The sequence below is a fragment of the Acinetobacter sp. CIP 101934 genome (assembly GCF_000369585.1).
In the GTDB taxonomy this organism is placed as follows: Bacteria; Pseudomonadota; Gammaproteobacteria; order Pseudomonadales; family Moraxellaceae; genus Acinetobacter; species Acinetobacter schindleri.
In genome coordinates this window covers 2,185,063-2,207,326 of sequence record NZ_KB850094.1, presented here as the reverse complement: position 1 = coordinate 2,207,326, position 22,264 = coordinate 2,185,063, and the positions used below count along the sequence as shown (strand labels likewise).

Sequence of the window (22,264 nt, the reverse complement as noted above, 5' to 3'; positions counted from 1 at the left end):
GTATGATTGGAGTATGCAGGGTTTATACCTTGGCTTAAAAATAAATATAAAAAATAAGTTCAATGAGGGATACTGATGAAAGCAAGATGTTTATGTGGTGCGACTCGGTTTGAAGTACAACTCAGGAATCATGAAGTTGCTGCCTGTCATTGCTCGATGTGTCGTCGCCAGACCGGTGGGCCATTAATGGCTATTGATATCGAAGATATTCATTTTGTCGATCAGCAGTATTTATCTGTTTTTAACTCTTCAGAATGGGCGGAGCGCGGCTTTTGTAGTATTTGTGGTACTTTTATTTTTTGGCGAACCAAAGATCATTCATTTGCCAATATCAATGTGTTTACATTGGAGGAATTACCTGAGGATCTGGATTTTAATCTAGAGATCTATGTGGATCACCAGCCAGCCTTCTATTTATTTAATAATCAAACCCAAAAAATGACTGAAGCTGAAGTCATCGAGATGTTTAATTCGGATCGCTCATAATTTTAGTTTTGAAAGTGCAAAATTTAAGGTTAAATTTAAAGAGAACAAATAAAAAACCCGCGATAAACGCGGGTTTTTTATTTAAAAACTTGAGAAAGTCTCTAAATTATTTAGCAGCTTTTTCAGCTTCGATAGAAGCAATCGCAGCATCTACGCCTTCGATTGAATCAGCAGCTTTCTTGATACGAGCAAGTGCATCAACCAGTACTTCGTCAGCAGTTGCGTAAGAGATACGCATGAAGCCGCCTAGACCGAATGCATCACCAGGAACGACTGCAACACCAGTTTCTTCCAGTAACCAAGCAGAGAATTCTGTGCAAGATTTAAGACCTTTGGCACGAATCAAGGGTTTGATGTTTGCATATGCATAGAATGCACCGTCCGCAGGTAGGCAAGAAATACCATTGATATCATTTAAGCCTTTTACAACCAGGTCATGACGACGTTTGAATGCTTCAATCATTGGCTCGAGTACGTCTTGAGGACCATTCAATGCAGCTTCCGCAGCAACTTGTGAAATAGAAGTCGGGTTAGAAGTTGATTGAGACTGGATTTTCTTCATTGCGCCAATCAGTTTCGCAGGACCAGCTGCATAGCCGATACGCCAGCCAGTCATTGCATAGGCTTTAGATACACCGTTTAATACGATTGTACGGTCATAAAGGTCTGGAGCGACAGTTGCGATATTATAGAACTCGTCATCCCAACGGATTGGTTCATACATGTCATCAGATGCGATATACACTTCTGGGTATTTGCGCAGTACTGCAGCTAAGGCTTCTAGTTCAGCTTTCGTATAAATCATGCCAGTCGGGTTAGAAGGGCTGTTTAATACCACTAGACGAGTTTTGTCAGTAATCGCCGCTTCTAATTGTTCAGGAGTAATTTTGAAACGTTGTTCTTCACCACATTTCACAATAACAGGAACACCTTCAGCAATGATCACCATATCAGGGTAGCTTACCCAGAATGGTGCAGGGATGATGACTTCATCACCTTTGTTTAACAAGGCAAGTGCCAGGTTAAAGAATGATTGCTTGCCACCACAAGAAACCAGGATCTGGTTTGCTGCATAGTCAAGGTTGTTGTCACGTTTGAATTTGGCAATAATGGCTTTTTTAAGACCTGGCGTACCGTCTACAGCGGTGTATTTGGTGAAACCGTTGTTAATCGCTGCAATTGCTGCATCTTTGATGTGTTGTGGTGTATCAAAATCTGGTTCACCTGCACCCAAGCCAATTACGTTATGACCAGCAGCTTTAAGTTCAGCAGCTTTGTTAGTCACAGCAAGCGTTGGGGACGGTTTGATGGCATTTACACGATCAGAGAGACGTACGTCCACGGCGGTATTCCTTCTTATAGGGATTAAAAAATAAAAAGCACAATATCTTAGCCTATATTGGTGCACATTAGGCAAAAGAATTTATAAAACTTTACGGAAAAAGTGTTTTGATAGCCGAAGTTTATCTTGAACTTCGATGTTAAGGCGCAGTAACTGAAGGCTTTCAGGCTAAACTTGAAATCTATAAAATATGTGAAATATAAAATAAAAAAGGCTACCTGAGGGTAACCTTTTTTGTGCGCTTCCTGTAAGGATTATGCCGTAAAACGTGACAAATCTTCTTCAGGGCGGGCAGTCAGGACTTCTACGCCATGTTTTGTTACTAAAAGAGTATGCTCATATTGCGCAGATAATTTGTGATCCTTGGTCACAACCGTCCATTTGTCACCCAGCAATTTGGTTTGCCAAACACCTGCATTGACCATTGGTTCAATCGTAAATGTCATACCTTCTTCTAAGATCATACCGGTATTTGGCTGGCCATAATGCAGCACCTGCGGTTCGTCATGGAAAGTGGTACCGATGCCATGACCGCAGTATTCACGTACTACGCTAAAACGTTCAGATTCCACATATTTTTGGATCGCATGACCGATATCACCCATGGTTGCACCTGGCTTAACTACTGCGATCCCACGATACATCGCTTCTTGAGCGACTTTACATAGGCGGTTCGCCAGAATAGAAGTTTCACCCCCCACGATGTACATCATGTTGGTATCGCCATGAAAACCATCTTTGATGACAGTCACGTCAATATTAAGAATATCGCCTTTTTTCAAGATCTTGCCTTCAGAGGGAATACCGTGACAGACCACATGGTTGACTGATGTACAGATGGTATGCTGGAAAGCAGGACGGCCTGGCGCTGCGCCATAGCCCAGACATGCTGGAATCGCATTCTGTACATTTACAATATAGTCATGACAAATCGTATCCAATTCAAGCGTTGATACACCTGGTTTGATATGCGGTTTGATCATATCCAAAACTTCTGCCGCCAGTCGTCCAGCTACACGCATCTTTTCGATATCTTCAGCGGATTTAATTAAACGACGGGGAGCTTGATAAGTAGTGTTCATGATCTCTAAAAACTTTTGGAAATTTGTGTGCGACTATGGTATAAATAGCCGCCCATTTTATCAAATGATTTTTCGTGAATATATTTGCGTAGCTTGATGAATGGTGTATTAAAAATCCGCACATATATCGTCACATTACTCTGGGTGCCCGCAAGGGTGGAGAATGCGGATATATGGAGGCCTAACCCAAATCTTTAAGGTATAGAAAATGGCAGATTACAACGTAAGCATGCGCGACCTTCTACAAGCTGGCGCGCACTTTGGTCACCAAACTCGTTTCTGGAACCCAAAAATGCGTCAATACATCTTTGGCGCGCGTAACAAAATTCACATCATCAACCTTGAGCACACTGTTCCTGCGTTAAATGATGCTTTGAACTTTGCTAACCAATTGGCTAGCAAAAAGAACAAAGTTTTGTTCGTTGGTACTAAACGTGCAGCTTCTGCAATCATCCGTGAGCAAGCTCAACGCGCTGGTCAACCATACGTTGATCACCGTTGGTTAGGTGGTATGTTGACTAACTGGAAAACTCTTCGTCAGTCAATCAACCGTCTAAAAGACCTTCAAACTCAATCTCAAGACGGTACTTTCGCTAAGCTGACTAAACGTGAAGCTCTTGAGCGTACTCGTGAGATGGAAAAACTTGAACGCGGTCTTGGCGGCGTTAAAAACATGGGTGGTTTACCTGACGCACTATTCGTAATCGACGTTGATCACGAAGCAATTGCAATCAAAGAAGCTAAAAACCTTGGTATTCCTGTAATCGGTATCGTTGATACAAACTCTAACCCAGACAACGTAGATTACGTTATTCCGGGTAACGACGATGCGATCCGTGCAGTTACTCTTTATGCTTCTGCTATGGCTGACGCGATTCTTGCTGGTAAAGAATATGCTCAATCACAAGCAAATGCACAAGCTAAAGCAGAAGAAGCTCCAGCTTCTGAGGCTTAATGCGTTAGACGCTAGCTTGTCATTTTTGCGACACGTGATGGTGGCAAAGTAAGCGTCGTGTATGCAGGCGGCCCATGAGAATCCTCTGGGCCGTTTCTGTTCTATAAAGAATTCATTTTCTACCGAATTTAGGAGATAAACATGACTGCAGTTACAGCAAGCATGGTTAAAGAATTGCGTGATCGTACAGGTCTTGCAATGATGGAATGTAAAAAAGCTTTGACAGAAGCTGGTGGTGACATCGAACTTGCGATCGATAACCTGCGTAAATCTGGTCAAGCAAAAGCAGCTAAAAAAGCTGGTAACATTGCTGCTGACGGCGCGATCACGATCGCTCAGGAAGGCAACAAAGCAATTCTTTTAGAAGTAAACTGTCAAACTGACTTCGTTGCTAAAGACGAAAACTTTGCTGGTTTCTCTGCTAAAGTTGCTGCTGCTGCTCTTGCTGCTAACGAAACTGATGTTGCTAAAATCGCTGAACTTAAACTTGAAGATGGCGCTACTGTTGAAGAAGCTCGTATCGCGCTTGTTCAAAAAATCGGTGAAAACATCCAAGTACGTCGTGCGAAAATTGTTGAAGGCGAAAACCTTGCAGTTTACAAACACGGTCTTAAGATCGGTGTTGTTGTGTCTTATACAGGTGACGACGCGACTGGTAAAGGTATTGCAATGCACGTTGCTGCGTTCAACCCGGTTGCAGTTTCTGCTGAACAAGTTCCAGCTGAGCTAATCGCGAAAGAAAAAGAAATCGCTGAAGCGAAAGCACTTGAATCTGGCAAACCAGCAAACATCGTTGAGAAGATGGTTGTAGGTTCTGTTGAGAAATACCTGAACGAAGTTGTTCTTGAGCGTCAACAATACGTTATCGACAACGACAAAAAAGTTGCTGAAATCCTTAAAGCAACTGGTACTACAGTTGCTCAATTTACTCGCTTCGAAGTGGGTGAAGGCATCGAGAAGAAAGCTGAAATGAGCTTTGCTGATGAAGTTGCTGCTGCTCAAGCTGCTGCTGCTCAATAATTTTTACCTTTAGGTAAAAGTTAGAAAAAGCCCCATTTAATGGGGCTTTTTTTATGATTAAGTCATTACTGATCAGGGGAGAATGATGGCAAATAAAGCAAATATAGGGATTGGGGCAGTCATCGCACTATTGGTTGCTGCTTATTTAGGGCTTGATCTATCTGAGTCCAAGCAACTGACCAATACTTTCACACCTGTACAGGAAGCTACTGAACAATATAAACAGCAGCCTGATCGTGCAAATATTAATACGGTAGATACGGGTACTGCACCTATACAACAGGCTTATCAGCAAAGACAAAGTGATATTCAGGTTCAAGGTGCAGGCGAGGTGATTGCGATATTAAAAGATGATAATGAAGGGTCTCGTCATCAGAAGTTTATTTTAGAACTGAACAATGGCCATACCCATACCGTGCTGATCGCTCATAATATTGATCTGGCACCGCGTATTTCAAATATTCAAAAAGGCGACGTGGTCGAATTTTTTGGTGAATATGAATATAGCGAAAAAGGTGGGGTCATTCATTGGACGCATCATGATCCAAGCCGAAAACATGTTAATGGCTGGTTAAAACATCAAGGAAGAACCTATCAATAAGGTCCTTCCCATGAAGGAAAATGGAAAATAGCGCTAAATGCGCTTCATTTCGCTTATTTGGCGACTTTTCCAAAAAGGAATTACTTTGCCTAGATAGGCATCCATGCACCAAATCGGGCCAATAAGAAGGAATTGGAGGTCTTTAAAGAAAGAAGGCTTTTTCCCTTCCACTTTATGGCCATAAAACTGGCCAACCCAGGCAAAAACAAATAGCCCGATATAAAAACCGACGCCGACTGGCAGGATCCAGATCAACCAGGCCATAACTAAAGTCAGTGCTGCCATAGCAACCGCCAATACAATATCAAGGCGCGTATAAAAGATCATCGCCAAGACAACCAGTAATGCAGTGAGTAATGCACTGAAGTGAGCAAGAATACCGATAATAGAAAAATAGATAGTGGGCACACAGACCCAGTGGATCAGCTTGTTAGTCTTGTTCTGATGACTGTCGCTGTATTCATCAAACCATTCCGTTACAGTTTTCATTTTCCACTCCTGCTGCTTCTATTTCTTAAAATATAAAGCAGAACAGGGTGGTGGTCAAAACGCACTCGTCAGGAAGTCAGCTTACTGGAAAAAGACCAATAGACGAGCAGGGCGGATAAGAGCAGTAACAGTACACCTGAAATAAGTTCTAATTTAAGCACAGCAAATCATTCCATAAAAAAAGCCACATTATCTGTGGCTTTTGGTCAAATGCGTTAATAAGCTAAATCTTAAGAGTTTGGCCCTTGTACACGCTCAATACTAACTTTGGCAGTACCCGCATTGGTGATGCCAATTTGCTTGGCTGCACCATAAGATAAATCAAGTACACGGTTGCCATGGAATGGACCACGGTCATTTACTTTCACTACCACACTCTTACCATTGTTCTTGTTAGTCACACGAATGTAACAATTCAATGGGAGGCTGCGGTGAGCTGCAGTCATTCCGTTCATGTCGAAAGTTTCGCCGCTAGCCGTTTTACGGCCGTGGAACTGACGACCATACCAAGATGCTGTACCAGTCTGGCTGAATTTACGAACTGTGTTGGAAGCAACAGTGTTCAGTTTTTCAATCACTGAAGGCTCATCTTCAGGGATTTCAATTTTAGCTGCAATCGTTTCACGGCGAACTTTATCGCCAGAACGCTCAGTGATTGAAAGGCTGTTTAAATTTGTAAAGTTTGAATTGAAGCTTTGAGCTTCACGATTCAGAACACGTGTGGCAACACGCGAACGGTCATTATCATTATTTAATGATGATGACTGAACCAATTCTGCCTGCGACTGCGTCAGTGTGACGGTCGTGGCAATGGCCATTAAGTATTTGATTGAAGAATGCATCGAATCAACTCCTAGCAGCGGGTTCAAAAGGTTAATCTAAAGTGCTGAAAAACCAAGTAAACGAGCCTGATATTTAACTTATGCAACTACATTTGACGAAATGGATAATATTCATGCCGGTAATAGCCTGTCTAGTCTTTAATTAAAATAGTCTTGAAAAGAACGTAAAATAAACAATAACTGGTTAAAAAATAACCATAATTGTAACAAGGTATGAAAAAAGTCCAGAATTTGAACTATTTATCATAAATATTTGTTGACTTTTGTGTCTTGCGGTAAATAAGAGCCTTATCGACTCACGATTTCTGTACCTAACAACCACAAAGCAGTGGCGTACATTCGGCTGCGATTATAGGTGGTAATCACCTGAAAATTTGGATAAGTAATGTAGTAAATCGGTCCATAATTTTCTTGCAATTGAATGACATTGACCAAATCCAGATCGTCGATTTTTACGATCGGATTCATAGGACTAATTCCTTGAGTTTTTAATACACCATAGGGTGTTGGCTGGGTCAGGTCTTTGGCAATTATTGCATCCGGATTTGAACCAGCATAACGTGCAGGGAAAGCAATTGGCTGGTTGCGTTGCCAGCCATGCTGAGCCAGATAATTGGCAATTGAACCAATAGCGTCCACAGCAGAGTTACGAAGATCAATATGACCATTGCCATCATAGTCGACACCAAACTTGGGAATATTGCTTGGCATAAACTGAGGATAACCGATCGCACCGGCATAAGAACCCACTACAGAGTTGGTTGGCACCCCATCTTTATATGACCAGGCAATCAGAGCAGAAAGCTCATCCTGAAAGTATTCATTGCGGCGATCACCATTAAATCCAAGAGTGGCTAATGCATCACGGGTGATAAAAGAACCTTTGTTGCTACCAAAACCGGTTTCTACTCCCAGAATCCCCAGAATAATCGCCTGTGGTACACCAAACTGCTGTTCAGCACGATTCAGGGTATCGGCATATTGCTGTTTAAAACGCACACCACGCTGAATAGTACTTTCAGCCAGAAAATTGGTTTTATAGCTATACCACGGTTTGCTTTCACCAGGACGGCTCATGATGCTCAGCACATTCGGCAAATTGCGTGTACCATTCATGGCCCAGTCAATCTGTTCATTACTTAAACCATACTGTTGCATGGTTTTGATTTTAAAAGCGGAATAAGATGGATGCGTTTGGAAATCATTGGCTTGGCTAAAACTACTAAAACTTAGTACAGCGAATACCAGAGAAAGTCGTTTAAGTTTTTTATAAAAATGTGGTTTTAACATCTGACAGTGATTTCCAATTTCATGAATGAGTTGGCAATAGGGGGCATCCTGCACTTCTATTTATGCCCGAAAAAAGAGGCAAAAAATCGATAAAATCTTGTAAACAGAACACAATTGCTCAGGACTATTAAAGATAACATTGACTGGATAATGACATCCAACCGCTTTGACAAAAAGAGACAAAGTATGGCTATTTTTAACGCATTTTTCTTGTGAAGATGCATTTACTGTAACAAGCTATTTCATTGGTAATAAAAAAGCCCGACATCAGTCAGGCTTTTTTGATCAACTTACATTAGGAATAGAACAAAGTATCGTGGTATTCCGCCATTGCCTTTAGTTCATCCTTGTTTAATTTCAGGATGATTTTATCCGCAGCAATGTTGATTGCCTTGATCACTGCAGAAGCACCGATATCCGCCGCTTTACGTTTAATCATGCCCAGATCCAGGGTTTTGTTAAAATCCACCATGAAATGACGCACAGTCGCCTCACCAAACTCTTTATAGAGATTGCTCAAGGTCTGTTTATCGATTTCATTGCCTGCTTTTACTTCAGCAAACTGGTACTTAAGGTTAGTGACCAGATTGGCATCCAGAGATTCACCGATACGGATGTTGCCTTCAGGATCCTTAAACAGACTGCGTTCAGAAAAGGCAATGGATTCACGTACCACATCATTGGGAGCTTTGCCCAATAACTGCTTGAGCAAGACTGCTACTGTGGACTTGATATATCCTGCCAGTTTTTCCGCAGTATCACGCTTATCACTTGCTGGAAACTTGCGTACAAGTTCAGTCAAAATAGCATCAATGATCTCATCATTGATCATTAATGCCGTTTTGTCACGAAGTGGATACAGCGGTTCGCTGGAATTTTTATTTTTCTGTGCAGTCTGAATTGTATTTAAAAGTTCTGCTGAAGGAATAAATCCAAAAAAAGGCATCGTTAAACCTCAATGTTTCTTATTGTCGCGCTAAACGAATAGGGCGAGGCATCCATGTGGAGTCCGATACACGGCAAGGGTTGATATCCAATCCACCACGGCGTGTATAGGTCGCATATACCATCAGCTTTTCCGGTTTTAGATTTTGCCAGATATCGGCAAATATCTGTTCCACACATTGTTCATGGAAACCGTTGTGCTGACGATACGAAATAATATAAGCCAATATGCTCTTATAACAAGGTTTTTTACCTTGATAGCGTATAAATACTGTACCCCAGTCTGGTTGTCCAGTGACTGGACAGTTACTTCTTAATAAATGTGAATATAGCTGAACTTCGACATTTTCATCACTTTCATTATCTAGAGCCAATAACGTCGCATCAGGATGATTTTCCAGACGTTCTGGGATCAGTTCATCCAGGCAGATTCCTTCAGGCTTGGAAATGTCCAGTTCATCTACATGGAATAGATCTAGCTTTACGTCCGCTTCAGCGGCTTTAGATAAATCCTGTTCGACTGTCGCAATAAAAGCTGATTTAGACTCAAACTTGGCAAAATTCAGGCTATTGAAATACAGCTTAAGAGACTTGGATTCGATCAAGTTTGGAGAAGATGCGGGTAAAGTCATTCGACCAATTGCGACCTGTGGTACACCGGCAGCATTTAACCAGGATATTTCAAAAATATGCCACCAGTCCGTACCTTGTTGAATTGCTTCAATATGAGCATATTTCTCACGCGCAGGCGCACGTGAGATTGGGTACAGAATCTCCGGTTGATATTCTGTTGGATAGTTGGTTTCTTTACCAAGAAGAGAATGTTCTACACTCATTATTCACGCATTCCTGAACCACGAGACAATAAATAGTAAGCAATACCGTATAACACAGCACACCAGAAGGTAATCACAGCCAATGAAATGGAAACATTGACATCGCTATGACCTAAAATGCCGAAACGGAATGCATTCACCATATAGACGATCGGGTTAATTAAAGAGAGATTTTGCCAAAAAGGGCTTAAAACACTGATGGCATAGAATACACCACCTAAATAAGTCAGGGGAGTCAGCACAAAAGTGGGGATAATCGAGATGTCATCAAAGGATTTGGCATATACCGCATTAATAAAGCCACCCAATGAAAACAGTAGCGAAGTAACGAGTACTGTATATATAGTGACGAACCAGTTAGTAATATATAAGTCAGTAAAAAATAGACTCATGCTGGTCACAATAATTGCCACCAAAATACCACGTGCCACGCCACCTAGAACATAGCCCCACAGGATTGCATGTAGCGGTACCGGACTCATAATCAGTTCTTCAATGCTCTTTTGAAATTTAGAGCTAAAGAAGCTGGAAGATACGTTGGCATAACTGTTGGTAATGACCGCCATCATGATCAAACCGGGCACAATGAACTGCATATAGCTAAAGCCGCCCATTTCTCCAATCCGTGAACCCACCAGATTGCCAAAAATCACGAAATATAAAGTCATGGTAATGGCAGGTGGAAGTAGGGTTTGTGGCCAGATCCGCATAAAGCGGCGGATTTCTTTATAAATGATGGTATAGAGGGCAACGCCAAGCTGATTTAAATTCATTGCGCAGCTCCATTGAGGTTTTTCTCAACCATTTTCACAAACAATTCTTCAAGACGATTGGATTTGTTACGCATACTACGTACTTGGATGTTCTGTGCTTCGAGTAACTGGAACAACTCATTCATACTATGTGCTTTATCTAAAGTGACTTCCAATGTCATTGGGTCGACCAGATTAAACTTCACACCAATAATATCGAGCTGGAGAGGTTCGATTGGTTCGGCCAGATCGAAGATAAAGGATTCTTCATTTAGCTGATTGAGGAAGTTCTTCATGGTGGTGTCTTCTTTAATGACACCACGGTCAATGATTGCAATCCGGCGACACAGCATCTCTGCTTCTTCTAAGTAGTGAGTGGTCAGAATGATTGATGTACCTTTATTGTTCATCTCATTTAGAAAGTCCCACATCGAGCGACGCAGCTCGATATCGACACCCGCCGTTGGTTCATCCAGAATTAACAGTTTTGGTTCATGCATCATAGCACGGGCGATCATCAGACGACGTTTCATCCCGCCTGAAAGCATCCGTGCCTGTGTAGCGCGTTTTTCCCACAAACCCAGTTTGTTTAAATATTCTTCGGCACGTTCTTGAGCAATTTTCTTTGGAATACCGTAATAACCCGCCTGCGTAACAAGGATGTCGAACGTTTTCTCGAACTGGGAGAAGTTGAATTCTTGTGGTACTACACCTAAACACTGTTTCGCTTCAGAAGGGTGGGTATCAAGGTTATGACCAAAAATTTCAACAGTCCCAGAAGTTTTTCTTGTTAAAGAACTAATGATGCCGATGGTTGTAGATTTACCTGCACCATTCGGGCCGAGCAGGGCATAAAACTCACCCTCTGGTACATCCAGATTAATACCTTTTAATGCTTGAAAGCCATTGCGATAGGTCTTTGACAAATCCCTTAAGGTCAATGCATCAGTCATGGAGATCTCAAATGGTGAAAAATTGAGATATTGTGAGTGATCTGTATAAATAAGCCAAGTGATTGAGTGGGAATTCTTTTATAAAGGTGTGAGAAGATTGTTCAAAGCGTAGTCACTAAAATCACTAGCTTATATATAGTTGTTTACCTTATGCGATTTTTTGTTATGATGTGCGCACTCCTCATATAAGCGCTCATAGCTCAACTGGATAGAGTACAGGTCTCCGAAGCCTGTGGCGTGGGTTCGAGTCCCGCTGAGCGCACCATCTCCTTGTTTGATTACATTCGAATTAATCCTAATGTTATTAAAAATTAATAACTTATATTTTTCTGTTGTCCGATAATATCCGAAGGCGTTTTAGGATACTGTAAAAAGATGCCTAAATTAATTATCAGTCTTACAGACTCAAAAATAAACAGCATTAGTAAAAAAGATGAATATCTAAAACTTCAATACCTCTTTTTTATCATTCTCTTGAGTAGGTTTACACCGTATATTGTATCTACCTAACATATTGCTATTAAAACGTATCAAGGGAAATGAGTGGAATTAAAACAGCTAAAATACTTTATCACAATTGTAGAGTCTGGAAGCCTGGGCAAAGCTGCACAAAAACTAGATGTTGGAACATCTGCTTTAAGTCAGCAAATTGCTAAACTGGAAGATGAACTATGCACCCGCCTGTTAAGCCGTACTTCTACCGGGGTTACACCTACTCCAGCAGGGTTAGCTTTTTTTAAGCAAGCGCAATTATCATTACGTCATGTACAGTATGCAATCGAGGCCGCGCATTCTTCTCGTCTAACAGGTCATGTAAGCGTGGGCTTTTCACCAAGTATTGCATCTGTACTGGGCATACCATTTATGCAACTCATGTCCGAACGCTATCCGGATATCAAGATTCATTTAGTGGAAAGCTTATCTGGAAACCTCACCAATCTTGTCAATTCAAGACAACTTGATATTGCTATTATTTTTACACAGGATGTAGATGCCAATTGGTCTGTTCAGCCTTTATTAAAGGAACAAATGTTTTTAATGGCTAACAGAGCCTTATTACAAGAATATGATTTAGAAAATTGTATTCAAAACGGCCAAATTGATTTGGAAAGAGTAAACCGTTTACCACTCGTTTTACCTAGCCAAAGACATGGTTTACGTAAGTTCTTAGACCAGAAAGTAGAATTATTAGATGTTAATTATGAGGTCGATGGGCTGCATTTACTGATGAACTGTGTCAGTCACTTAAATATGGCCACGATTCAGCCTGTGAGTGCTCACTTCGATTATCTTAAATCTGATATTTGCTTGTTGAAAGTAGTCGAACCGGAACTTGCCAGAATCAACTATTTAATTAGTATTTCAGAAGAAGAACTTTCTCCAGCAAGTCTTGCCACCAAAGTTGCAATAAAAATTTGTGTTAAGAAATTAATAAATAAAGGTTTATGGTCGGGTGCAGAACTATTAGACTTTTAGCCTATTTAATTTTATTAAACACCTATTTAAATTCAGCCTATCACTGAAATCCCTATTTTTAGTCTTAAATTGCATCAAATTCGAAAGGGAAGACATCGAATGCATGATGTAATTGTGATTGGCGGTGGGAATGCCGCATTATGTGCAGCACTCACTGCACGAGAAGCGGGTGCTTCAGTATTGCTTTTGGAGGCAGCTCCCAAAGAATGGCGAGGTGGAAACTCACAGCACACACGTAATTTACGTTGTATGCATGATGCACCTCAGGACGTGCTGATTGATGCCTATCCTGAAGAAGAATACTGGCAGGATTTATTAAAAGTTACTGCTGGTAAAACTAATGAGCATCTGGCTCGTCTCGTTATTCGTTCAACTGCAACCTGTCGTGACTGGATGCGTAAGCATGGCGTAAATTTTCAGCCACCTTTATCGGGTGCTCTGCACGTAGCGCGAACCAATGCCTTCTTTATGGGTGGGGGAAAAGCCCTGGTCAATGCCTATTTCAGAAGTGCACAAAACCTCGGTATTAAGATTCGCTATAACACTAAAATTACCAAGCTGATCATTGAAAATGGTGAATTTATTGCAGCGATTGCAGAAGATGGCACACGCTTTGAGGGTGCTTCCTGTGTTCTTGCTGCGGGTGGATTTGAGTCGAACCGTAAGTGGTTACGTGACGCCTGGGGCCAAAATGAAAATGGCGAATGGCCAGCAGATAACTTCATTATTCGTGGCACACGCTTCAACCAAGGTAACTTGCTGAAATTCATGATAGACCAAGGTGCAGATATTATCGGTGATCCATCACAATCGCACTGTGTTGCTGTTGATGCACGTGCACCGCTTTATGATGGTGGCATTTGTACACGAATTGATTGCGTATCTTTAGGCATTGTAGTGAATAAAAATGCCGAACGCTTTTATGATGAAGGCGAGGACTTCTGGCCAAAACGTTATGCGATCTGGGGACGCCTGGTAGCCAAACAACCGAACCAAATTGCCTACTCGATTATTGATTCAAAATCAGTGGGGCGTTTCATGCCACCTGTATTTGAAGGCACTAAAGCGAATACGATTGAAGAGCTTGCTGAAAAACTCAATCTAGATGTTGTAACACTATCTAAAACCGTCGCGGACTATAACCAGGCTTGTGTCAAAGGCGAATTCAACCATACTGTTCTCGACAACTGTCATACCGAAAACCTGACACCAGCTAAAACTCACTGGGCTGTGCCTTTGGATCAGCCACCATTTTATGCTTATGCATTACGTCCGGGGATTACTTTCACATACCTAGGATTGAAAGTCGAAGACGATGCGGCAGTACGTTTTAATAATAAACCAAGTCCCAACTTGTATGTAGCAGGCGAAATGATGGCAGGGAATGTGTTGGGCCAAGGATATACCGCAGGTGTAGGCATGTCGATTGGCACAACCTTTGGACGTATTGCTGGTAAAAATGCGGCAAAAGCTGCATTAAAGCAGGGAGTTTAAAATATGAATGCAAATGTAAAGACTTTAATTCCTGTAGTGCAGCTAACCGATAATGAACAACAAGTAAAACAGGCTTTGCAGATTTGTAATGCCTGCCGTTATTGTGAAACGTTCTGTGCTGTATTCCCTGCCATGACGAAACGTCTTGAGTTCACTCAGGCAGATATTCACTACATGGCTAATCTGTGCCATAACTGTGGTGCCTGTCTGCATGCCTGTCAGTATGCACCGCCACATGAATTTGGTGTGAATATTCCACAAGCGATGGCGCAAGTCCGTCTGGAAACCTATCAGGAATTTGCAGTACCTGCTTCTTTTGGCTCAATTTATAAGAAAACCGGTATTCCATTGGTTTCTGCAATGTCTGTGCTTTTCTTCTTGCTCATGTTGGGTGGTGTTTGGCTAAATGGTACTGATTTATTCGGTCGCTACCAAGGTAATTTCTATGCGATTTTTCCGCATAACTTCTTGGCAGTGTTGTTCGGCTCAGTATTTATTGTGGCATTCATTCTACTCGGTTTAGGGATTGCGAAATTCTGGAGACAGACTTCAAAAATTATTCCAGAAGGTGTGGCACAACCAGATATTCTACAAGCCTCTAAAAATGTACTAACGCTAAAATATCTGGATGGTGGACATGGTAAAGGCTGTAATGAAGAAGATGATCGATATACGAAAATCCGTCGTGTCTTCCATCATTTCACCATGTATGGCTTTTTACTCTGCTTCGCCGCAACCAGCGTGGCAACCCTCTATCACTATTTCCTTGGTCTGGAAGCCCCCTATGCCTACACCAGCTTGCCGGTCATTTTAGGCACCTTAGGTGGTATTGGCTTAATCATTGGCCCGATCGGATTGCTTTATCTGAATATTAAACGTCATCCATTACATGGTGATGTCAATCAGAAGCCAATGGATCGTGGATTTATTTTCTTACTCTTACTGATCAGTATCACCGGTCTATTGCTACTGGCATTCCGTGACACCGCTGCAATGGCGTTGCTACTGATTATTCACCTTGCAACCGTAATGACTTTCTTCTTGACGATTCCTTTTGGCAAGTTCGCCCATGGTTTCTACCGCAGTGCTGCGTTATTGAAGTTCGCTGTTGAAGAGCGCATTGCCAAGCATCGAGCAAAAGCAAAGTAAATACCCAAGCCAACTGATGACCTCTCTGGTCTAGGTTGGCATCAGGTAAAAATGGACATACATCAACAAATAATTCAGCAATAAGGATAGTTTGCTATGAAAAAATTGAAATGGGTAGCATTGGCTTGTACAGGCGCTGTATTGGTCGGTTGTGGTACAGGAAATGCATCTAAAGATCCTGGTCAGCCAAAACGCCCTGAATGTATCGCACCAGCTAAACCGGGTGGGGGATTTGACATGACCTGTAAGCTTATTCAGTCAGGTTTTAAACAGACTGAAACCCTAAAAGACCCGATGCGTGTGACTTATATGCCGGGCGGTGTCGGAGCAGTCGCGTATAACAAGATTGTGAATAACGATCCGGCAAATAATAACGCGGTGATTGCATTTTCTACTGGTTCACTTTTGAACCTGGCACAAGGGAAATTCGGTAATTTTACTGAAAAAGACGTGAAATGGCTGTCTGGTGTGGCCGTAGATTATGGTCTGGTTTCTGTACATAAAGATTCACCATTAAAAACGCTGGACGACTTAATGAAAGCCCTGCAAAAAAATCCAAAAGCAATCAGCTTTGGGGGGGCAGGTAGTGTAGGCGGCCAGGACTGGATGCAAACTGCCATTCTGGCGAAGAAAGCTGGTGTGAACCCTGCTGATATGAGCTTTGTGGCACTTGAAGGTGGTGGTGAAGTCCTGACTTCGCTGCTTGGTCAACATATTCAGGTGGGTGTGGGGAATGTCAGTGAAGTAGGCGCTCACCTCGAAGCAGGTAATATCCGAATTCTGGCTGTTTTCTCTGACAAACGTTTAGAGGGTAAATTCTCTCAGCTGCCAACTGCAAAAGAGCAGGGCTATGATCTGGAATGGCCTGTAATCCGTGGCTTCTATATGGGGCCAAAAGTCAGTGATGAAGCCTTCAACTGGTGGAAAAATGCTTTTGATCAAATGATGGCTAACCAGAAGTTCGATGCAGTACGTGAAAATCAGGATCTGCTTCCATTCGAGTTGACCGGTGAAGAACTGACTGCGTATGTCTATAAGCAGACTGCGGAAATGCGTCAGTTATCTGAAGAATATAAATTGTCAAAATAACAAAAGGACTGAGTTGAAAACCATTTTCAGCTCAGTTTTTGTTTTGAGGGTAGATGATGAAATCTGAACGTATTCTTACGGGCATCATTGCGGTCTGCGGATTATTTTTACTGATCTATGCTTGCAGTTTTGAGGCTCCAATTTCCTACGATCCAGTAGGACCCAAAGCCTTTCCAATTTTACTCATGGGCTTAATTACAGCAAGTGCAGTCTATCTGACCGTACGTCCAGCCATCATGTTTGAACCGGTTGAACTGGGATGGACCAAGCATTTGCTGGGCAAACTGGTGCTGTGTGTACTGGCCTTGACTGTGTATGCAGTTATTTTTGAAGGGTTCGGCTTTATCGTTGCGACCTTACTCATGACCATTGCAGTGGGCAAGCTTTTCAATGGCAAAACCATTCCAGTGGCGATCACAGGTCTGGTGCTCAGTACGTGTACCTACTACCTGTTTGACCGTGTACTAGATGTGCCGTTACCACTCGGATTCTTCGGTTAAGGATGACAACGATATGGATATATTAAATTTTTTAATGATGGGATTTGAAGTTGCCTTACAACCACAAAATCTTCTCATTGCTTTTATCGGTGCATTTATTGGTACGATTGTCGGTCTATTACCGGGTTTAGGACCAATTAATGGTGTAGCCATCCTGTTACCGTTTGCTTATGCACTCGGTTTACCTGTAGACAGTGCTTTAATTCTCTTGGCAGCAGTTTATTTAGGTTGTGAATATGGTGGTCGTATTTCTGCAATTCTACTCAACGTACCGGGTGATGCTGGCGCGATTATGACCACGCTGGATGGCTATCCGCTAGCACAGCAAGGTAAAGCAGGCATTGCACTATCGCTGTCATCAGTCAGTTCGTTTATCGGGAGTACGATTGCTTTTATTGGAATCGTATTGTTTGCACCGTTATTGGCAAAGTGGGCGATTGCTTTTGGACCAGCAGAATACTTTGCATTGATGGTATTTGCCATTGTCTGCTTAACCGGTCTGGTAAGTACGCAGCCCTTTAAAACCCTGATCATGGCGCTGATGGGCTTAGCGCTATCGACTGTTGGGATGGATGCCATTACCGGTGTATATCGCTTTACTTTTGATAGTGTTGGTCTGAGTGATGGTATTGCCTTTACTACGTTGGTGATCGGCTTATTTAGTGTGAGCGAAATTTTATTACTGCTAGAACGTACTACCATTGGCAAAGTTGTGCTGAAACAAGGTAAACGCTCATTATTTAACGTCAAAGAATTCTTGAGCGCATTGGCTACTATCATCCGTGGCTCTCTGATCGGATTCTTCTCTGGAATTTTACCAGGCGCAGGTGCAACTGTAGCAAGTGCGATGGCCTATACCACTGAACGTAAAATGGCACGTGACAACAGTCAGTTTGGTAAAGGGGATTTACGTGGTCTGGCAGCGCCAGAAAGCGCTAACAATGCAGCAGCTTGTGGTTCATTTGTACCAATGCTGACTTTAGGTGTACCTGGTTCAGGAACAACTGCGGTCATGATGGGTGCGTTAATGATGTATAACATTACCCCTGGCCCACAATTATTTAGTGAACAGCCAACATTGGTGTGGGCACTGATCGTATCTCTAATGATCGGTAACATTATTCTGCTGGTCTTAAACCTTCCATTGGTTGGCTTCTTTGCCCGTATGTTAAGTGTGCCAAGCTACATTCTGATTCCGATTATTGCGACAGTGAGCTTTGTTGGTGTTTACGCCATTCACTCCAATATCTTCGACCTATTGCTATGCATGGGCTTAGGTGTAGCGGTTATGTATTAAGAAAATTTGATTTCCCATTGGCACCGCTAATTCTTGGCTTTGTTTTAGGCGAGTTAATGGAGTCGAATCTACGTCGTGCGTTATCTATTTCTCAAGGTGAACTCAGCATCTTGTGGAGCAGTAATATCAGCATGGGACTTTGGGTGATGTCAGCATTGTTACTGATTCTTCCAGTAGTACGTAAATACCTGTTCATCAAAAAGCATCAAGCTTAACTAGACAATAATAATGATCAGTTTGTGCTGATCATTATTGCTTAGGATTATGAAAACAATAATGTTAAATGCCAAAGGATTGGCCATTGCTCTGCTTGGGGCAATACTCGCGAAATATCTGCATATTCCTTTGCCATGGCTACTCGGGCCGTTGCTGGCTGCATTATTCATGGGAAGTGTTGGAAAGCCATTGTCCTGCCATTCTCACTGGCGTAAAGGAGGGCAGATTATTATTGGTATGGCACTCGGTCTATATTTTACCCCAGCCTTGGTACAAGCCATTTCTGCGTATTGGGGCTTCATTCTGCTCGGTATTCTGTGGTCGCTGGTGCTGGGTACCATGTTGGCAGTGCTGCAATATCGGATCAATAAACTGGACTGGGCCACTGCATGGTTTTCTTCAGCAATTGGCAGTGCCAGTGAAATGGTTAATATTGCCGAGCAATACAATGCCCAGGTCGATAAAGTGGTGGCTGCACATAGTCTGCGGATTGTGATTTTGGTAGTGCTTGTCCCAATTTTTATGGGACTGTATTTTCAGGTCGAATGGTCTGATCTGATCGTGCAGGATACTGAACGTTATGGATTTGATCAGGTTCTGCTGCTTTTTTTACTGGCTTTATTTACAGGCAAAATCTTTCAATATTTTAATTTTCTTAATGCTTGGATTTTAGGTCCACTGACGATCATTGGTCTTTTGTCTTTTTTTGGCATTTTACAATTTCGCTTTCCAGAGTGGTTTATTGCCTTTGGGCAACTCTGTATTGGCTGGTCGTTAGGCAGCAAATTTCCATTTAGTTTCTTAAAAAACAGTAAAAAATTTATCGGATTGACTGTTTTATTCAATTTATTGGCATTGGCATTGTCTATTATTTTTGCCTTGTTATTAATTCATTTAAGCCATGCCGATGCCCAGATTCTGATTTTGGGATTATCTCCTGGTGGGATTGCTGAAATGTCCTTAATGGCAAAAGCCTTGGGACTCGCTGTGCCGATCGTAGTGGCTTTTCAGCTTTCACGCCTGATTTTTGTGATTTTAACCACACGCTTTTTTTATCAACGCAGTCTGCAACTGCTTTTTAAATCTACGAATAAATCTTAGGAGATGGATCACGGATGAATAGTGACGTGTATATACGGGTTTCTTATAAAAATTGGCTGTATCAGTTACAGCATGATGGCTTACTTTTAAAATATATTCCTCATCAGGATATCCAGTTGTGTACAGTGGCGGTTAAAACTAATCCTAGAGCGCTTAAGTACGTACAAGTGCAAAATGATGAAATGTGCTTACTCGCTGTTTCAAACTGTGGTGATACGCTCAAATATGTCAAAAATAAAACTCATCGAATATGTCTAAAGGCTTTAGAAAATGAAGGATTAGCGATTCGCTATTATATTGATAATCCAACAGCAGAGATGTGTTTAACTGCAGTTAGACAAAATGGTTTTGCTCTTAAATTTATTCAACAACAAAATGAATTCCTGTGTAAAACAGCTGTCTTTAACAATCCTTATGCAATTAAGTATGTGCACGATAAAACTCAGGAAATATGTCTATTAGCAGTTCGAGCTGATGGAAATACATTGCAATATATTCCTGAGCCCACTGATTTAATTTATGAAGAAGCTGTCAAATCAAAGCCAGAAGCAATTCAATATATTCATGATCAAAGCGAGTATATTTTAAGACTTGCACTTAAGAAAAAACCTTATGTTATTCAATATGTCAAAGAATGCCATGAAGCTGTCTGGCTAGATGCAATTCGAAAAAATTCATCATTTATCAAATTCTTAAAAAATAAAAATGAAAAATTAATAATTCATGCCATTCGGCAAAATCCAACTTCTATTAAATATCTTGATGAACAACCAGAACATTTATGCAGGTTGGCTATTTCCCTGGATTACGAAGCTATTGCAGCAGTGAAACATCAAACCGAAAGCCTATGTCTGTATGCACTTTCCAAGTCTAAGCATGCGATTAATTTTATTAAGCAAAAATATAAAAGTGAAATCGTGAAAAACAAGTATCTAGAACTATATGGAGGATAAAACAAAAAAACTGATTTTTAATGTATTGGATGAAATTGGATTCACTTTTAAAGGATTAATATGAAATTTTATAATTTAGCTTTTATATTTATTGGTAGTACAGTTATTTCCACAGCATATGCTGATCAAACAGCGCCTACAGAAATTGAGAAATTGAAATCAGAAGTTGCTGAGCTCAGACAAATGTTACAGGCCCAACAAATCTCAGGGACAAGCAGAGATTTTCAGCAGGAACAAAAAACACCAGCAGTAAATAAGTGGTTATCAAAATCTGGTGCAGAAATTAAGCTCTATGGCTTTGTTCGTGCTGATGCTGCTTATCAAATCGAAGGCGCAAAAGGCATGTTTAATAGCATCAATAGCGTAGCGCTAGAAGGAGATGTCAATAAGAAATCTACTGAAGATCGTTTAGATTTGACATTAACAACCACCCGCATTGGTTTGGATTTTAAGTCGCCATTTCAGGATGCTGATGTCGGCGCTAAAGTTGAAATCGATTTCCGTGGCGGTACAGATAAGGATACGGTCAGATTACGTCATGTCTACATGACTTATAACAACTGGTTAATCGGTCAAACTACGTCGACCTTCTTGTCGACCGAAACCTCACCAGAAATGCTCGATTTCAATACTCCACTCGGTGGAGGAACGACACGTACTCCAATGGTGCGGTATACAGATCAACTAAATGCCAATACCCAGTATTTTGTTGGATTAGAAAAAGGTAATGACGAAAACAGGTTACCTGCAGCTACGGCAAAATTGAGTCATAAATTTGCGGAAGGCACCGGTTTAGTCACTGCACGAGGACTTTTACAAGAAGTACGAGTACGTGATCTGGATGATGAGACAGAGCTAGGTTGGGGGATTGGTCTAGGGGTAAATTATAAGCCAGATAATCAACTTATTTTGAATGCTAATTACTCGCATATCTCTGGAGATAATAAATTTTTATTAGCAACTTCTGATAACAAACGTTATGTACAGCGTGGCAATGATATAGACCTCATTGATTTTGATGCTTTTACATTGGGTGCAACCTATAAATTTACTCCTCAAATCAGAAGTACTTTGGGCTATGGCTCTGTAATTTATGATGATAACAACGCCAACGGTAATAATCATTTACAGCAAGGCTGGTTAAATGTCATGTATAACCCGATTAAACCCGTTACGTTGGGTATGGAATATGTCTATGGTGAACGCGAGACTGTTGAAGGTAGAACAGGAAATGATAACCGTATAGAAATCATGGCGAAATATGATTTTTAAAATAGCGGGGCTAAAAGGGTAGAGAGATTTCTCTATCCCTTTTAATGGAGTTTGCTAGCTTATTTAAGCTTAGAACTATTTTATTTCACACTTAATATCTATAGGAAACTGATCCTAGACAAAA

At 41.4% G+C, this 22,264-nt stretch carries 21 protein-coding genes, 1 tRNA gene and 1 pseudogene; 14 read left to right on the top strand and 9 right to left on the bottom strand.

Features of this window, described 5'->3' with window-relative positions; genetic code table 11:
• Nucleotides 1–75 precede the first annotated feature (75 nt).
• Entirely contained in the window at nt 76–486 is a 411-nt protein-coding gene (locus F899_RS10845) for a GFA family protein (RefSeq protein WP_005222745.1), read from the top strand.
• A gap of 106 nt (nt 487–592) precedes the next feature.
• Here the strand turns inward: F899_RS10845 and F899_RS10840 are convergent, their stop codons facing one another.
• Entirely contained in the window at nt 593–1,828 is a 1,236-nt protein-coding gene (locus F899_RS10840; RefSeq protein WP_004815219.1) for a pyridoxal phosphate-dependent aminotransferase, read from the bottom strand.
• 254 nt (nt 1,829–2,082) lie between these two features.
• The gene (gene map, locus F899_RS10835) at nt 2,083–2,910 is read right to left on the bottom strand and encodes a type I methionyl aminopeptidase (protein ID WP_004892289.1); all 828 of its coding nucleotides are present in this window, start codon (nt 2,908–2,910) and stop codon (nt 2,083–2,085) included.
• 208 nt (nt 2,911–3,118) lie between these two features.
• Between map and rpsB the strand changes: the two genes are divergently transcribed.
• The 3 genes from rpsB (at nt 3,119) to F899_RS10820 (ending at nt 5,486) form a co-directional block, all read left to right on the top strand.
• A complete protein-coding gene (gene rpsB / locus F899_RS10830; protein WP_004892292.1) occupies nt 3,119–3,865 on the top strand; it encodes a 30S ribosomal protein S2 in 747 nt (248 codons plus the stop codon).
• Between the two features lie 141 nt (nt 3,866–4,006).
• A complete protein-coding gene (gene tsf / locus F899_RS10825; RefSeq protein ID WP_004815225.1) occupies nt 4,007–4,885 on the top strand; it encodes a translation elongation factor Ts in 879 nt (292 codons plus the stop codon).
• A gap of 85 nt (nt 4,886–4,970) precedes the next feature.
• Nucleotides 4,971–5,486 (top strand): DUF3465 domain-containing protein, encoded by a 516-nt coding sequence (locus F899_RS10820; protein ID WP_034434069.1) that lies wholly within the window; start codon nt 4,971–4,973, stop codon nt 5,484–5,486.
• A 33-nt stretch (nt 5,487–5,519) separates the two neighbouring features.
• Here the strand turns inward: F899_RS10820 and F899_RS10815 are convergent, their stop codons facing one another.
• The 7 genes from F899_RS10815 to F899_RS10785 form a co-directional block, all read right to left on the bottom strand.
• Nucleotides 5,520–5,975 carry an Mpo1 family 2-hydroxy fatty acid dioxygenase gene (locus F899_RS10815; protein WP_004815228.1) on the bottom strand — a complete coding sequence of 152 codons (456 nt, stop codon included), beginning with the start codon at nt 5,973–5,975 and terminating at the stop codon, nt 5,520–5,522.
• Nucleotides 5,976–6,205: 230 nt separating this feature from the next.
• Nucleotides 6,206–6,817, bottom strand: coding sequence for a septal ring lytic transglycosylase RlpA family protein (locus tag F899_RS10810; protein ID WP_004815231.1), 612 nt, complete (start codon nt 6,815–6,817; stop codon nt 6,206–6,208).
• 288 nt (nt 6,818–7,105) lie between these two features.
• Nucleotides 7,106–8,107, bottom strand: a complete 1,002-nt coding sequence (gene mltB, locus F899_RS10805; protein WP_005222739.1) for a lytic murein transglycosylase B — start codon at nt 8,105–8,107, stop codon at nt 7,106–7,108.
• Between the two features lie 295 nt (nt 8,108–8,402).
• Nucleotides 8,403–9,053: a hypothetical protein gene (locus F899_RS10800; RefSeq protein WP_005222737.1), complete on the bottom strand. Its 651-nt coding sequence runs from the start codon at nt 9,051–9,053 to the stop codon at nt 8,403–8,405.
• Nucleotides 9,054–9,072: 19 nt separating this feature from the next.
• Nucleotides 9,073–9,888: an NADPH-dependent 7-cyano-7-deazaguanine reductase QueF gene (gene queF / locus F899_RS10795; protein WP_005222735.1), complete on the bottom strand. Its 816-nt coding sequence runs from the start codon at nt 9,886–9,888 to the stop codon at nt 9,073–9,075.
• Complete coding sequence (locus F899_RS10790; RefSeq protein ID WP_004815236.1) at nt 9,888–10,661, bottom strand: ABC transporter permease; 774 nt, start codon at nt 10,659–10,661, stop codon at nt 9,888–9,890. The genes queF and F899_RS10790 overlap by 1 nt, the downstream gene beginning before the upstream one ends.
• Nucleotides 10,658–11,593, bottom strand: a complete 936-nt coding sequence (locus tag F899_RS10785) for an ABC transporter ATP-binding protein (protein ID WP_005222733.1) — start codon at nt 11,591–11,593, stop codon at nt 10,658–10,660. Before F899_RS10785 ends, F899_RS10790 begins: the two co-directional genes overlap by 4 nt.
• 189 nt (nt 11,594–11,782) lie before the next feature.
• On the opposite strand from F899_RS10785, the gene F899_RS10780 reads away from it, so the two are divergent.
• The 10 genes and pseudogenes from F899_RS10780 (at nt 11,783) to F899_RS10735 (ending at nt 22,140) form a co-directional block, all read left to right on the top strand.
• A tRNA-Arg gene (locus tag F899_RS10780) sits at nt 11,783–11,858 on the top strand.
• 278 nt (nt 11,859–12,136) lie between these two features.
• Nucleotides 12,137–13,069 (top strand): LysR family transcriptional regulator, encoded by a 933-nt coding sequence (locus F899_RS10775; RefSeq protein ID WP_005222732.1) that lies wholly within the window; start codon nt 12,137–12,139, stop codon nt 13,067–13,069.
• 99 nt (nt 13,070–13,168) lie between these two features.
• On the top strand, nt 13,169–14,563 hold the full coding sequence (tcuA, locus tag F899_RS10770; protein WP_005222730.1) for an FAD-dependent tricarballylate dehydrogenase TcuA: 1,395 nt from the start codon (nt 13,169–13,171) through the stop codon (nt 14,561–14,563).
• Between the two features lie 3 nt (nt 14,564–14,566).
• Nucleotides 14,567–15,712, top strand: a complete 1,146-nt coding sequence (gene tcuB, locus F899_RS10765) for a tricarballylate utilization 4Fe-4S protein TcuB (protein ID WP_005222728.1) — start codon at nt 14,567–14,569, stop codon at nt 15,710–15,712.
• A gap of 96 nt (nt 15,713–15,808) precedes the next feature.
• Entirely contained in the window at nt 15,809–16,801 is a 993-nt protein-coding gene (locus F899_RS10760) for a Bug family tripartite tricarboxylate transporter substrate binding protein (protein ID WP_005222727.1), read from the top strand.
• Nucleotides 16,802–16,854: 53 nt separating this feature from the next.
• Nucleotides 16,855–17,301 carry a tripartite tricarboxylate transporter TctB family protein gene (locus F899_RS10755; protein WP_155757029.1) on the top strand — a complete coding sequence of 149 codons (447 nt, stop codon included), beginning with the start codon at nt 16,855–16,857 and terminating at the stop codon, nt 17,299–17,301.
• Nucleotides 17,302–17,314: 13 nt separating this feature from the next.
• Nucleotides 17,315–18,813, top strand: a pseudogene (locus tag F899_RS10750) (tripartite tricarboxylate transporter permease).
• A gap of 49 nt (nt 18,814–18,862) precedes the next feature.
• On the top strand, nt 18,863–19,915 hold the full coding sequence (locus tag F899_RS10745) for an AbrB family transcriptional regulator (RefSeq protein WP_155757028.1): 1,053 nt from the start codon (nt 18,863–18,865) through the stop codon (nt 19,913–19,915).
• Nucleotides 19,916–19,929: 14 nt separating this feature from the next.
• The gene (locus F899_RS10740; RefSeq protein ID WP_005222722.1) at nt 19,930–20,868 is read left to right on the top strand and encodes a DUF4116 domain-containing protein; all 939 of its coding nucleotides are present in this window, start codon (nt 19,930–19,932) and stop codon (nt 20,866–20,868) included.
• Nucleotides 20,869–20,928: 60 nt separating this feature from the next.
• On the top strand, nt 20,929–22,140 hold the full coding sequence (locus F899_RS10735) for a DcaP family trimeric outer membrane transporter (protein WP_005222720.1): 1,212 nt from the start codon (nt 20,929–20,931) through the stop codon (nt 22,138–22,140).
• Nucleotides 22,141–22,264: the final 124 nt, after the last annotated feature.

Coding starts and splice junctions, on each gene's coding strand:
- F899_RS10845 (WP_005222745.1), top strand. CDS start 76: ATGAAAGCAAGATGTTTATGTGGTGCGACTCGGTTTGAAGTACAACTC.
- map (WP_004892289.1), bottom strand. CDS start 2,910: ATGAACACTACTTATCAAGCTCCCCGTCGTTTAATTAAATCCGCTGAA.
- rpsB (WP_004892292.1), top strand. CDS start 3,119: ATGGCAGATTACAACGTAAGCATGCGCGACCTTCTACAAGCTGGCGCG.
- tsf (WP_004815225.1), top strand. CDS start 4,007: ATGACTGCAGTTACAGCAAGCATGGTTAAAGAATTGCGTGATCGTACA.
- F899_RS10820 (WP_034434069.1), top strand. CDS start 4,971: ATGGCAAATAAAGCAAATATAGGGATTGGGGCAGTCATCGCACTATTG.
- F899_RS10815 (WP_004815228.1), bottom strand. CDS start 5,975: ATGAAAACTGTAACGGAATGGTTTGATGAATACAGCGACAGTCATCAG.
- F899_RS10810 (WP_004815231.1), bottom strand. CDS start 6,817: ATGCATTCTTCAATCAAATACTTAATGGCCATTGCCACGACCGTCACA.
- mltB (WP_005222739.1), bottom strand. CDS start 8,107: ATGTTAAAACCACATTTTTATAAAAAACTTAAACGACTTTCTCTGGTA.
- F899_RS10800 (WP_005222737.1), bottom strand. CDS start 9,053: ATGCCTTTTTTTGGATTTATTCCTTCAGCAGAACTTTTAAATACAATT.
- queF (WP_005222735.1), bottom strand. CDS start 9,888: ATGAGTGTAGAACATTCTCTTCTTGGTAAAGAAACCAACTATCCAACA.
- F899_RS10790 (WP_004815236.1), bottom strand. CDS start 10,661: ATGAATTTAAATCAGCTTGGCGTTGCCCTCTATACCATCATTTATAAA.
- F899_RS10785 (WP_005222733.1), bottom strand. CDS start 11,593: ATGACTGATGCATTGACCTTAAGGGATTTGTCAAAGACCTATCGCAAT.
- tcuA (WP_005222730.1), top strand. CDS start 13,169: ATGCATGATGTAATTGTGATTGGCGGTGGGAATGCCGCATTATGTGCA.
- tcuB (WP_005222728.1), top strand. CDS start 14,567: ATGAATGCAAATGTAAAGACTTTAATTCCTGTAGTGCAGCTAACCGAT.
- F899_RS10760 (WP_005222727.1), top strand. CDS start 15,809: ATGAAAAAATTGAAATGGGTAGCATTGGCTTGTACAGGCGCTGTATTG.
- F899_RS10755 (WP_155757029.1), top strand. CDS start 16,855: ATGATGAAATCTGAACGTATTCTTACGGGCATCATTGCGGTCTGCGGA.
- F899_RS10745 (WP_155757028.1), top strand. CDS start 18,863: ATGAAAACAATAATGTTAAATGCCAAAGGATTGGCCATTGCTCTGCTT.
- F899_RS10740 (WP_005222722.1), top strand. CDS start 19,930: ATGAATAGTGACGTGTATATACGGGTTTCTTATAAAAATTGGCTGTAT.
- F899_RS10735 (WP_005222720.1), top strand. CDS start 20,929: ATGAAATTTTATAATTTAGCTTTTATATTTATTGGTAGTACAGTTATT.